Below are 13,022 nucleotides of genomic sequence, written 5' to 3'. Positions count from 1 at the left end.
AGTCGCGCATATGAGTTTTGATAGATCGTTCCGAACAAACGCTTGAAGTTGCTCAATAAGCGACAGCAGGGGCGCGTAGGGATAGATCAAAATTGCGACGGGTCAAGGAGGTATCAAGTCAGCAAGCTAACCTGTCACCGCACGACAAGTGTCGTGTTCTGCGCAATTTAAATGTCCTCGAGGTCGAGGGTTTTACCCAAAAGCAATGCCGGAGCAAAGCTTCAAGCCAAGCGCTCATTCCATAGGAAACGAAAACACCAAGCCTGGACGGCAAGATGTGATCTTTACCGTCTGGGGGCACCTTTCAAGAAAGGGCAATGAGATCGACAACAACCTAGGTCGCTGCGATCAAGGGGTAGAGAGGTTGAACCTCGTCTACGGAGTTGATTGACCAACAGTATCTGCTAATCAAACGGTCAGAATTACCTAACCGTACGAAAAGCCCTTGAAAACCGCGAAGAATTAACAGCGCGATAGACAAGGTGCCTCAATCAGAAATTGGGCATAGAACGAAGACATTTTTAGCACTGGTCGGTAAAGGCTTCAAGTCAAAACCAGGCCTCGGAATCTAAGAGCTGGCAGGGCCCAGAATATGAATGCGCAATGGCGGTAGCCATAGCACCTTTCTGGCTAGGCCTAAACGATAAGCCGCTAGTCCGACCACGCCAGTCGATTTCCTGGCGCCCTCAAGCTCTTGTCGGCGGGTCGCGGTGCGATCGCTGTCGGCGATCGGTTCGTAGCCTAACGAATCAGCGAAACCAATCTGCCACGGAAAACGAGGCCCCATTTTGGGATGTGAACCACAAACTCAGCCCATACAATCGGGGCCTGCTTAGCAATTAGACGCCCTCAGATGAGCGAAGAAATATACCTACCTCGACGCAAGATACTGGCTGCCGCGGTCGCTGCACCTATCGCATTGATGTCGCCACCGGTGTTGGCCAGCGCTCCTCGGCAGCGCGACTGGCGCGCTGTCATCCTTGATAGAGATCGATACCTGGAGTTGGAACGCCCTCAATCAGGCGAGAAGGCTACCTTCTGTTACTACCGGAAGGGTCAAGGCTGGGACCGCCGCGGGTACAACATCGCCTGCACGCTGCTGCGGGATGTAGTCTCGAAGAAGACAGTGGCCATTGACCTTAAGCTAATTGACTTGATCTTCATCATCAGCGCCTATTTGAGGATAAAACAGCTACCTGGAAAAGTACTGATCAATAGCGGGTACCGCACTGCTGAGTTCAACTCGAAGCTCGAAGGCGCTGCTTTGAACTCCATGCACGTGCAGGCGAAAGCTGCTGATATTCGCATACCAGGTGTTCCTGCTGAGCAGATGGCCAAGCTGGCCAAGGCCATCGGCGTCGGTGGCGTTGGCGTCTACCAGCTCAAAAATTTTCTACACATTGACACCGGAGTAGTACGGACATGGCGAGGGGCCTACTTCGCTCCGCACCAGGACAGCTGGCTTGCAAGTCACTCATCCTTAGAGTTGGACATGATGCTGTCCTACAAAGAAGCGTCCGATCACGGGCGCATCATCTACGCCTGAGATGAACCCTTCTTGTTCTAAATCTCGAAACGCTCGTTCTGTGCACGGCCGCTTGGGTGCCAACTCTACTTCACTGCGACAGTTCTAATTCCCCAGAACAAGGGCGGCGGCGCAGAACGCGTCGCTGAGAAATCGTGAGCCAATCCTGACTACCTAATCTACCGCTCTACTCAGCCGGACCTGTGTGACCAGTAGTTGAACCAGCAGTCCAAAAGGTGAACTCAGCACTGTGCCGATCGATATCAGCCTTGACGGTAAAGATCAGCGGGCCATGCGCAGTCGTAGGGAGTGTCGCAAAACTCCTGGCCATTTGGTGACAAGAAGTCTCCTTGGTCCTCCCCATACTTCACTGCAGCGCTGAGTGGGGCTACAGTCTTGCTGTACATGCTCGCTGAGGTCCCATCGACTGAATGCGCGCCCGCCGCCGAGCAAAGAAGAATCCTCCTACTGCTATTCACTCTGCCCACATGCAGATGGCAGCGTCTGCGCCTGGCCAGCACGCCCCATGCGTGAACCGACTTCGTCTTCCAGATTGAGGACCCTCCCACGAAGAGGCCACAGCTTGGATTGAGGTACTGACGGACGTCATCAGGGACCATACCGTCCTGCACCGCTATGAGAAATTTTCCGCCGTAGCCTTTCAAGTTTTCCATCCACTTCAGTGTAAGTTCCAGGCTTCGCATGCCTCCGCATACGATATCGGGCAGGACCACCATTGACACCTTCTCTCCAAGCAGGTCGAAAGCCTTGCCAAACGCGAGCTCGTCAAAGTCTTCGCCTGCCTGAAAGGAGCTCCATGCCCCGTTGTCCAAGCGACGTTTTTAAAGCCTTCGGTGCGCAGCACGCCCTTCGCGGAAACGAGCAAACCCCACCCGTTTTCACGCATCGCTGCAAGGTTTCTCTTGGTGCCCGTCCTGCTAGCAAATGGGACCATCGGGGTGCGCTGGGCGCAAACTCGCTCCTCGATCTCCGGATCGCTATCGGCCGAGCCGTCGCAGCACAGGTACTCGGAATAGGCGAGCATGCCCTGGGCGTGGCCAATGCGCTGGCCATCGCGGTATGGAGCCAACCAACTCGGTGGCTCATAGATACTGGTCGGCGCAGCGGGGGGAGAGGTGAATGCTTGAGTGTTCATGGAAATGGCCTCTTAATTTGAAGCCATCATTGGCGGATCAGATCCGTGCCACCAGCTGCTAGCGGCACTGGTCACGGCGCCGCCAATCAACCTCAATCGGCTCAGGCATTTGACTGAATTGCTTCAGATCATCAATGGTGAGACGAGTTGTAAACCGCTTCAATCGAAAGCTCTCACTTGGATACGAAGCGGAGACTTGCGAGGGCTTAAGCCAGTTCATCGCCTGGGCGAGGTTATGAAAACGGCGGGAGCTTTGGTACCCCAGTTGAGGACCGACTACGACGCTGGTGATGCGGCCCCAGGAGGAGCGTGGGATGGACTCAATAAGGGTGATCAACGGGCCTGCAGGGACATTGATCGTCGGGAGCCGCCCGGTGGTCTTGAAGTCCAACAGGGCTTTAGGGCGGCGAAGCATTAGTTGAATCTGGCGATGCGTGGTCATGGTGCTCTCCTTGGAAAACACCATATTCGTTGGCGCGATCCAGTGCCGGAAGCCTACGCAGCCGTTTCAAATGCCTTTTGAACGACGGATTCCGGCAGCATCCGGGCATCCCAGTCAGCGCGGTCTAGTTTCAACCGCTTGGCCGGAGATGCATGGCGAGTGAAGGGATAACGAGCGTCTGGACGGAGCCGATACCGACACAGGTTGATCCTGTGCCCAGCCCATTCAACAGAGGTCACCCACCACACTTGCCGGCCTTCGTACCGAGGCATTAATGGGTCTGAGTCCTCTCCATCCAGAAGTACCACAAGCCGGACCCAATACGGATGCCTGCCCGGGAAATTACACCGCATCTGACCATCTAACTGGCGCAGGCCTGAATCGGCGGCTCCAGATTTTCGAAATACCTGCGACTGCTGATGGCAATTAACGCGACTGCCATAGGTTCTGTCGGTAATAGCTGCGACAGCCTGTGGATTTTCCGGGATATTTGGGCTGTAGCTCCTCGGGTGCACAGCTGGTGTCCTAAACTGAAATCACCCGGCCACAGCGGAGTACCGCTCATGATGAATCCTGACGAGTTCCTGCTTGCTTACGCGGCCCAACTGCAGCGTGAGCATGGCCCTTGTGTGCGCGGACAGACCGCGCTGCTGGAGTGGCTGGACCAGCGAATTGAGCGCTTGGCGCGCCTGCATGCGCCTGGTCATGCCGCAATGGAAATTATCAGTAGCGAATACCTGCTCTGGCAGGCAGAGGCGTTGGGAATTGACGTCAGGGGCTAAAGCGGCGACCTCGAATTTTCCGTGAACATGCCGAAGACATTGGTGTTAGGAATCGTGGGAGGCCCACCACCAACTCTCCCAAGATCGACCTCGATCCGCGTTCAATCCTGACAGAAAGTCCTATGACCGTTATTCGCCGAGCAACATCCCGTCGCCCTAGTCAATTCAAACACCTCATTCCCGTTGCATCAGTTACCGGGCGAAATCCTGAGCGTGATGTGATGCTGCTATGGGTTATGCGTACGACTGGTATTCGTGTCACCGAGCTGGCACAGATCGAAATCGCTGACGTGCTTTATCCAAGCGAAGCGGTGCGACCAGAGGTCTATCTGTCGTCGTGCATCACGAAGGGCTGTCGTGCCCGCAACATATACCTCACGCACACCAAAGCATTGACGCCCTTGAGCGCTGGTTTGAGGTGCGTATGGCACGCGGTTAGGTTATACCGGCGCCGATGAGTATCGAGGCATGCGCCCGGGTTCGAAGTTGGTTCTGAGCCATAAGGGGCAAGCCTTCGAACTTGCATTCAAACACCGCCAGTTAGATAGCGGGCCAGAGATATATAGGGCTTGTAATCCGCTACAGCAGACAATCAGCAGGCTCTACCGGCATGCCGGTATCGGTCGGCACACAGTGGCAGGCGCTCACTTGCAGCCAAGGTTCTGGCCGCAACTAGCAACGTTGAAACTGTACAAATTCCAAGCTCGACCACAGCAAACCATACCTGAGCGTATGCCAAGATACGATTCGACGGGCGTTAAAGGTCGCTTTATAAGGGGCAGACGCGAGAAAACTGAATGTTAGGAAGACCTGGGAGCAACGGAGCAGAGAACTTAGTTCCAAAATGCGCGCTGTTCCCAGCCAGGTGAAAACCCCATTATCGACTCATTTAGCCCCGCCCTTGCTAAGACCCCCGCTGGGCAACTCATAACAACAGACTTAAATCGACGCTTCCAGTCAGAGGTTGGGTCAATAACTTCCAGCAATGCGGCAAGAGTCACGGCGCGTGCGGCTACTCGTCCCCGGTCAGCCGGGGCTGGAAATTCAGCCTTAAGCGCCTTCGCTTGTAGGGGAGCGTTGACCAGGTTGTTCTTGTTCCAGAGCCGCGAGTGATGCGCACACACATTACGTAGCAAGTTAATGCTCTTAAACCAAGTGACCAAGATCTTCTCGTCGAAGCCAAAAGCCTGGCCTATTGTCTTCCTATGCGCAATCTGGAGATTTGCATACAGATGCGAAAGGGGGCCGAAGGTCACCGCTTCAAGGATCGCCCAGATCGGTGCATGTGCCGGCGTATGGTAGGTCTTGAGGTAGTGGTCAACTGGCTGATGTTTTTGTGTATTCGGATCACACACCGCCTTCATGAACGAAGCATGGCCGTTCGCGCTTATAAAGTGGTTCGCATCGAGATAAAAATGCGGGCCCGCATTAGGATCCGGAGCAAGCACGTTGGTGATTGCAGCCCGCAATGCCACCTCGACCCGCTCAACCGCATCAAGACAGATCAGTCGGAGTCGGCGATCGAAGTCGTACAGTGCCATGACGTCGTCGAACTCGGCGTTTGGATAGAAAATGTTGGTTTGGCTGTCCTGAAGTGGACGCATGTAGATCAGCAAGCGGTAGTAGCCGATGAGATCTAGTGAATGCAGCGCGCTCGCTTGGTCTCGAACTGCTAGTCCTTTGCCAATCAGGTGAGCAAGCAGGTCAGGCGTGGATTTCGCCTGCTTTGTGTAGGCTATGCGTGGGGCCATCAGAGCGTCCTGCTCATTTTCTGCAGGCAAAAATAAACCCCCTGGTGCGCAGTACGGGCCGAAGCCCACCCGAGGCGTGGAGGTTGTGGTTGAGATCAATCCTAAGCAAAGGTGGCACGCGTGTCAACCTAATACGTCGCGTCGTACTATTGGCGGGCTTTGCGACACGCGCACTGCAAAGCGCGTAGCAGCCGAACTGGATAGCCCAGTGGCCCGCGTGCAGGCACTGGCGTACGTGGCTATCCAGCTTTCTACAGAGCCAGGGCAGTGCCAGACGTGTTCACCATTGCCCAGCTTGATGCATTCCAAGCAAAGCTTGCCGGAGCACTGGGAAAACCAACAACACAACATCTAGTGTGTCGGACCAATTGGTCGGGCACTACACCTAGCAAATGGAGGCAACACGATAAAACGTGGGACGTGCAGCGGAGTTCGCCAAGACGCGGCTTCGCTCAATAGGCCGGTAGTTCAAGGAAAACACGATGAAATAGTCACTGGTTTTTAAGGCGGTACTGATCTGGGTAGGAGTTACGACATTCTGTGTAGCCTACGCAAGTGATACCACGCAGTCTCTTTCGCAAGAATTCCTGATGCACTCGAAAGATAGCACTGATGTCCGATGTTTTTTAATTTAATTTTGAACGGTCGCGTTTTATTACAGGCTCACCAGCTGCGGCAGCACGCTTCACTTCGGTGTACTGTTTCTCAAGAAAAAGCATGCGCTCAACTGCCCCTTCACTCATCCCGCTCTCTTCAACGTGGCAAAGCTCGATGAGAGCCTCTAGGACTGTCGTAGCCTCAAAGTATTCTTCTGCAAGCACATCTGTAGTCCCAGCATCCAGGATGCCTATGACGGTGCACAGATGGTTGCGCGCAAGATTTAGCACGGTCATCTCAAATGCGGTCACCGATAGGTCTTTCATCTCTGCTCCGACTGCTCGCCTAATCTTGCTGTGAAAAAGGGATTGCCACCGCACGAACGGGACCAAGGCTCGTCCGCCCGCGAGTTTGTAATCTCTAAATGAGGTGTGAAACTCGCAGCGTTTTTCCGAGCGAACGCACTGACAATCTCGTCCTCAGAAAGACCATGTTTGGCCACTAAACACCTGAGCACGTCTTCTACTCTGCTCTCAGGAAGATCGCTGCAGGGAATCTCTTTCGACCAGATTGAGGCTTGACCTTGCCAACCCTCAATGATCCATACACGCTTGCTCATGAGCTTTATCCGTTAACTGTTTGAGTCGACCATTTGGCATTCAGCAACATTCAACTGCCCGACACTCCTTCATTCGCGACTTTAGCGAAGCACCGTGCACAGGCAAAGCCTTTATTTACGAGGAGAACCCTGGGATGGGTGCCGAAACCAAAATCACCTCAGAAGCTGCCCCTTGGCACTAGAGTCAGACTGTTCAAGAAACGACGCGCTAACGCCCCCGCCCAGCACATGCTGGTCTGGTCTTTTCCCACATCCGGGCAAAGGACCGCCGCTAACGCATGACTGGGCGTAGAACTTCTCATCGTTCGGTCGGAAGACTCCGACGGAGGTATGCATGCTAGAGGCCGAGAGACGGTGAGAGTCGTCGGGGCTGACGGCCATCTTCGTACGAACTGCCATCATCAAGAGTTCGTTGAGTGCCGCCGAGCGATCGCGATCGCCGACGGACTTACCTATTCCGCTTGCGGCAGCGCGCATGAACCTGAGACCTGCAGATTGGGTTTCATCGTCCAGTATACAAACCCCAACGGTTAGGCCACGGCTCGGGGCAGGTCAGGATTAAGTGTGCTGTGTACTTTGAACGAGCCCAGATTGGTGTAGACGTTCACCGACGGACCGTGGGGGAAGTCCTCGCCACTTTTAACCACTCGAACACGCCAGTTACCGCTGTGGGTGTCCAATGCCTGAAAGACAGTACCGGCGACCACAGGATTGAGATCGGACGGCTCATGAGGGGTGAACGTGACCCGGTCAAGTGGTTGAACTGGGCACGGCGCCAGCACCCGCGAAGAGGATGACGCTGCGTTGGTAATGTGTAAGTGGCTCATGTCGAAACATCCGTGGCTGAAGTTGTGGACGTATCCTCGGCCGCGATGGCGCGTGCCACGAGCCCACAGGCCATTTAGAGTTCGATACGCTGGACGCTTCCACAACTCAGCGATTCCCCAGCCCCAACAAATCCCTGACCAGGCTCATACCCAACTCAGAAGATCCGTCCCAAAGTCTCAACACCGAAACGGCCTTCAGGATGGAGATAAACAACGCACTCCCGGCTTGTAGGTTTGAAGGGCCGCAATCGCTTGAGCCGGGACAAGCTGAACCTATGGCATGTTCGTTAAGGGCGTCAGATTGGTTCCAGATAATGTTCAGGGCCCAGGCTCGGGGGTGATATACGCTGAATCCTCCAGCAGCGGTGGAGCAGCTCTCCGTCACGAACCAGCCAATCGTCCCCAAGCAACGACGTTATATCGGCAGCTACTTTGGCTTCAATCTCTTCCTGCGTCAGAATAAGCGACAGCCCCTCCGTGGTCCGTTCCTCTGCGAAGTGACGAAATTGGCTCACAGCCAAACTTGCGACTATATCTGTGACCTTCTCTCCAGGGTCGCCGGCCTCTCCTGACGCGATGTAGAGCGCTTGCAACTCTTCCTTGGTTTTCTCGCCAGCCAGGACAACCCAGCGCGTAAGCCTTTCCACCCGCCAACGGCACTCGGCCTCAACAAGCTCAGGTGTGGTGAGCCCCCTGACATCGTTCCTATGCCAACAGCAAAGTGTCGCGGATGTCGTTCCGGCCGGCTCGTCGGATTGCCAAACACGCCATACGAACCCCAAATCGGCCCACCCAGGGTAGGTCACGGTTAGATCACTGGTGAGGTCGCCGTCGACTTTAGTCCAGACGTCCTGACAGATCGCGATGCCATGACGCTTGTCCCAGTCCGGACACCAATCCGCCGGACCAAAAGGAAGCCCAACGGGGGCGTCGGATTCGACAGTTGAGTACCAGGGATAGCTGTGATTTAGCGGAGGAGGGAGCACCAGGGGCTGTTTGCCTTCTTTCAAGCGCTGGTACAGCGATGATTTGGCAAGAATGTGGTTTTCCAAGCCGCCGGCGAGAGCTACCACTTCACGATAACGTTTGAGCACCTGCGCCTCTTTAGCAATGTCCGTCATTGCGTTCCCTTAGTTGCAGTGAATACAGTAGCTGGCGCGGGCCTGGCTGGCACTGACAAACCTGCCGCAGGCTTCGCATTTCGGCCGTCGCACACGCCGGCGTGGAGGTTCCGCGAGGGTGATGCCGGTATCGAGCAGTGCCTGCATTACGGTCATGTCGGCCGAAGAAGCGATCGGGCGTGCCTTCGCGTCAATGTAGGTTTTTGGCCAAATCTCTCTACTGCAGCGAGCGCCTTCGCTGCCGAAGAGCTCAGCTGCCTGGGCCCGGGTAAAAACGGCAGCCCTGACCAAATCAGCCGTTTGCCCCGTCGAGCTCACCCAGACAAGGTCATTCCCATCGTGCGTACATTTGACCGAAACGTAGCAGGGGTCCTCCCACGTGCGCACCACCAGACGAACAGGGCGGATGTACTGATGATCGACGGCAATTTGAGTGCGAGAGAGCACAAACTCTAGCGGCCAGGGAAGGTCTGTTTCGCGGGACTCATGCTGAGCCAACGCGGCTGACCGGCTGAAGACTTCAGCCTTGCTGACGTCGGTGGTGTATCCACCTCCGTTTTCCCACCAACTGATCCTGGTACCAGTCAGCGAACGACTATCTTGCAGAATGAACTGGTCCAACACTCACCTCCCTCAACCCCATTCTTCGGTATGCGGGGGCACTATCCCAAATCCAAGAAGGCCACCGCCGCAACACCATTAAAACGGCTCAATTAATTGACCAGCAGCGTTGTAAAAGGCCTGCTTGTTAACCAGGTTGTGTTGCGAGTCGAGATAGGCCGCGCGCCAGATCTCCTCCGGAATTGGTAAGCCAAGCTGTTTTGCCACTTCACGGTAGTAGCCCTGATCAGGCGGGTGACCGACACAAAACAGGTTGCTGTACAGAATCCCTTCGTCATCGTCTGGGAGGGCGGTCTGATCGTCCTTCTGCACGACCAGGTAAAAGCCCTGCAGCGGGCGATCCCAGCCATGCTGAACACGAACTACGCAGCCGGTTGGCGCGTGAAAAAACTTTAAGAAATGTTGGCTCATTAAACCTCCCCTTACTGTGAGCACAGGCTACAACGGCAATCATCAAGACCAAACCCAAACCGGGGTCTCGATTCTGTCCTTGCGGAGCGCACGGTCATAGCGCCACCCAATGAAGGCGAAAACGACGGAGATCCAGCCGTCGGTGTAGCGGGCAGACTCTTAAATTGCGGAGCATTGACACAGTGGGAGGAATTGCAGGTCGATAGCCATCAGAAGGATGTCGGTGGCCGGGGGGTGGTGAGGAATCTGCGCATTTTTGGACTAACGAAGGAGACCTGTCGTCTTGCCGTTGTCCCTGTCAAAAGCCTATCCGCTGACAAGGATGGCAAACACCTCGACTGGCCGAGCGTCGAAGTGCTCGTGCTCCATCGTCTGCTGCTCATGCCCGCGTCATGGTCGATAGACGATCACCCTTGCTAGCGTCGCCCCACCAGTCACGCACGATGTCGTATGGCCGGCCTTTATTTGATGGAAATATTCGCCTTCAGGGAAGGTCAGAACACGCTTTGCGGTGGGGGTGGGTGTAAAAAAATGGGATGTGTCGAAGATATCTGCATTGCCGGAGTCGGCCTAGGTGTCAGATAGACCGGAGCGTCAAGAGACATGCGCCGCGTTGCGTGGTCGCCCAACCCATTACCCACAGTACCGATTAGATCTTGAGCCAACATCGGCCAATCTACCCAAAATTTATCCTGCGCTTTAGGGCGGCAAATCCGAGTCATCACCCCATCGCATCCAGGCTAACTGGCGTAAGGCAGCTATCCCTATTCCCACTAATAGCGCTACAAAGTTAGAAGTGTTTCCTAGCCATGAAGCGATACCGAGCGTCGGCATTATCGCCAGAGCAACGATGAGAAAAAGCCCCCTAGGGCTGCGCAGCCAGAAATACCTGTCACCCATGGAACGATCCTCTAGTCGCAAGAGCCGGTGGTTCGCCGACCTTTATCTACGACCTTTATATTAGAGGATCGTGCTCAAGACGCTTCTCAAGCAGGAAGATGGCCACTCCAGATTTGTTGCACTTTATGCGGCGGGGGGCTCCATGAAACCCTGAGCTACCGGACCAAGGATGAGCTAACGCGCACACTGCTGACCGATCTGCAGACTCTAGATTTTGTCAGCAAAGGAGGGGCGCGCACCTCCGCAAAACCTCACAAAGCTGTCGATCATCCCCATGGAGTCGTTTACGTCTACCGTGAAACTGGCTTTTAGATCCGTTCCAAGTTTTTCATATGAAAACCCCACCGTACGGCCTTTATGGAACGCCGCCAATTGTTCTGGGGTGGGGTCGAAGGTGACGTATGAAAACCCATTCTTCAGGCTGGGACCGGCTATCCCATCGACGGGGAAGCGCTTGTTGTCAACCGTCAGCGCCAGGCTATCCATTTGGTTGAGCAGGTTCGTGTCATACCAGGCCTTGTAGAAAGCGGCCATCGACACGCCGTTGTGAGCATTGCAGCTAAGGCCTAGCCTACCGGTCCCCGAAATTTTGGTCTGTTCTCCAAGCGCATACACGAGCCCCTGTTCGCTCCGAATCGTCCATGTGGCGGGCAGTGAACCAGCGTTCACTAGGTCCAACTCATATGCCTCGAGCGGGGAGAGGTAGTTCATGTCGGCCGGGCCAGCCTTCGCAGCGACTTCCAACAATCGAAGGCTCACCCCTAGGTTGCTCAGATGGTTGGCCAGCAGGATTGAGGTGATCTGTCCTGTGGCAATGTCGTTGTCCCCAGCCACCCCGTTCGCCTTAAAAAACTGGTGAACTCCCATCTTGGATTTGCCATCCATCAGGCGGAACACGCCTCCAGCCAACGCAAAGGGGCACGCGCTTTCACAAGCCCCTGGGGCAGGGGTGGTGTTCGGGCCCGTCCACCTGCCGATTTGAGTGCTAAAGCCACGCTCTCGGATGAGTTGTCCTAATTCCATGGCAGCGACGAGGTCTCCGCCGTGAGAGTTGAAGAAAACAAAGCCAACTTGGCGGCCATTTAGGAATGCGTTCTTGCGAAAAGACTCAACCGTAGGCTGGTGAATAAAGCCGTCGACGTAGAATTCCGGCACGCCCTGAGGGGTTTGGGGGGCGACGAATTTGACTTGAGCGGGGATTAACCGCTCATCAATCGTCGCGACTGTTCCTCCCGATGCGGCGCTCGCCGCGCCAATTGTAAAGCTGAGTACAGCCGCAATGGCGGATCGAATCACGCATCATCCTCGACAAACTGCAGGAAGCTGAGACCGGGCATGTTCTGCAGGAACTCACCCAACGCACCTCCAGCAGCCATAACGCTCTCGAGTGAGTTTCCGATAAGACGGATGCCATCTACGCAGGTTGCGCCCGCCGGATCCCAGGACAATGCGTACAACGCACAGAGTCGCTCGCCTTCTGCCTCGATGCGCTCCCAGGTTTCGAACTTAAATCCTTCATCGCCGATGCAACTCTCGGCCCAGGTGAATGGGATCTCAATGACGTGCTGAACATGCAGCACCGGTGCAGCAACAGTATTCACGGACATACAAGCGACCTCGATCAATGGCTAATGATGACATGATGAAGTCGCGTTACGTGTGCCAAAAGCACCTTTCAAATTTCATTCGTTGACTATCGGGATTCCGGAGGATCCATCCCGATGTTCTAGAGATATGTGGTTCGGTTTCGCTCCCTGACACAGGTTTTCGCGCGGGACTAGCCGCGGCATGCCAGATGCTGACCAGAGGAAACAGAATCTCGAACGTTGAAAAGCGTTGATCCTGTAAGTCACGAGTTCACGGCCTATGCGTTGTAGTGGACTCGTTGGGACAAGGACAGGCTTAGGAGGGCTGATAAACGCGAGCTCCCAAGCTCAGCAATTAGATCGTCCACTGTGGTGAGCGCTCTTAAGCGGATGGAGCCGATCTCGAGCTCGTCACCCCGGCCGTGTAGCACCATTGCATCATCGCCAGCCGGTAGACTCGCAAGTTTGCAACCAGTCTCATAAAGGCTTACGGCCAAAGACCGTTTCTCAGCTGAACCTAATTTCTCTGGTTCGATATGGACCGCCAAGTTGAATTCCATTTCGCCTATCAGGTGCTTGAACAGATCGACCTGTTCGACCTCCAGCATTTCGCCGTTGATTCCAGCAACCAAAAAAGGGGGGTACGGCATACGATACATCCTTCTACTGGGTCATCACTGACCC

General features: G+C 55.0%; 12 protein-coding genes. 2 read left to right on the top strand and 10 right to left on the bottom strand.

The genetic code is table 11. The features are described 5' to 3' along the window. Positions 1 to 853 precede the first annotated feature (853 nt). Positions 854 to 1,546, top strand: a complete 693-nt coding sequence (locus L9059_RS00130; protein WP_247285360.1) for a YcbK family protein — start codon at positions 854 to 856, stop codon at positions 1,544 to 1,546. 1,193 nt (positions 1,547 to 2,739) lie between these two features. Here L9059_RS00130 and L9059_RS00125 read toward each other — a convergent pair. After that, the gene (locus L9059_RS00125) at positions 2,740 to 3,123 is read right to left on the bottom strand and encodes a hypothetical protein (protein WP_247285359.1); all 384 of its coding nucleotides are present in this window, start codon (positions 3,121 to 3,123) and stop codon (positions 2,740 to 2,742) included. A gap of 563 nt (positions 3,124 to 3,686) precedes the next feature. Between L9059_RS00125 and L9059_RS00120 the strand changes: the two genes are divergently transcribed. Beyond that, positions 3,687 to 3,905: a hypothetical protein gene (locus tag L9059_RS00120; protein ID WP_247285357.1), complete on the top strand. Its 219-nt coding sequence runs from the start codon at positions 3,687 to 3,689 to the stop codon at positions 3,903 to 3,905. Positions 3,906 to 4,738: 833 nt separating this feature from the next. Here the strand turns inward: L9059_RS00120 and L9059_RS00115 are convergent. From L9059_RS00115 to L9059_RS00075, 9 genes are all read right to left on the bottom strand, one after another. Beyond that, the gene (locus tag L9059_RS00115; protein ID WP_247285355.1) at positions 4,739 to 5,656 is read right to left on the bottom strand and encodes an Abi family protein; all 918 of its coding nucleotides are present in this window, start codon (positions 5,654 to 5,656) and stop codon (positions 4,739 to 4,741) included. 626 nt (positions 5,657 to 6,282) lie between these two features. After that, positions 6,283 to 6,579 carry a hypothetical protein gene (locus tag L9059_RS00110; RefSeq protein ID WP_247285353.1) on the bottom strand — a complete coding sequence of 99 codons (297 nt, stop codon included), beginning with the start codon at positions 6,577 to 6,579 and terminating at the stop codon, positions 6,283 to 6,285. 823 nt (positions 6,580 to 7,402) lie between these two features. Next, entirely contained in the window at positions 7,403 to 7,699 is a 297-nt protein-coding gene (locus L9059_RS00105; RefSeq protein WP_247285348.1) for a hypothetical protein, read from the bottom strand. A gap of 296 nt (positions 7,700 to 7,995) precedes the next feature. Further along, positions 7,996 to 8,820, bottom strand: coding sequence for a hypothetical protein (locus L9059_RS00100; RefSeq protein WP_247285347.1), 825 nt, complete (start codon positions 8,818 to 8,820; stop codon positions 7,996 to 7,998). Between the two features lie 9 nt (positions 8,821 to 8,829). Next, the gene (locus L9059_RS00095; protein ID WP_247285346.1) at positions 8,830 to 9,441 is read right to left on the bottom strand and encodes a hypothetical protein; all 612 of its coding nucleotides are present in this window, start codon (positions 9,439 to 9,441) and stop codon (positions 8,830 to 8,832) included. A 78-nt stretch (positions 9,442 to 9,519) separates the two neighbouring features. Next, the gene (locus L9059_RS00090) at positions 9,520 to 9,852 is read right to left on the bottom strand and encodes a hypothetical protein (protein WP_247285345.1); all 333 of its coding nucleotides are present in this window, start codon (positions 9,850 to 9,852) and stop codon (positions 9,520 to 9,522) included. Between the two features lie 1,107 nt (positions 9,853 to 10,959). Next, positions 10,960 to 12,048 carry a COG3904 family protein gene (locus tag L9059_RS00085; protein ID WP_247285344.1) on the bottom strand — a complete coding sequence of 363 codons (1,089 nt, stop codon included), beginning with the start codon at positions 12,046 to 12,048 and terminating at the stop codon, positions 10,960 to 10,962. Next, a complete protein-coding gene (locus tag L9059_RS00080; protein ID WP_247285343.1) occupies positions 12,045 to 12,359 on the bottom strand; it encodes a hypothetical protein in 315 nt (104 codons plus the stop codon). The genes L9059_RS00085 and L9059_RS00080 overlap by 4 nt, the downstream gene beginning before the upstream one ends. 257 nt (positions 12,360 to 12,616) lie before the next feature. Further along, a complete protein-coding gene (locus L9059_RS00075; RefSeq protein WP_247285342.1) occupies positions 12,617 to 12,988 on the bottom strand; it encodes a hypothetical protein in 372 nt (123 codons plus the stop codon). Between the last annotated feature and the right edge of the window lie 34 nt (positions 12,989 to 13,022).

This window comes from Pseudomonas violetae (assembly GCF_023072615.1).
Taxonomy (GTDB): domain Bacteria; phylum Pseudomonadota; class Gammaproteobacteria; order Pseudomonadales; family Pseudomonadaceae; genus Aquipseudomonas; species Aquipseudomonas violetae.
This window is presented reverse-complemented; position numbering and strand designations above follow the sequence as displayed.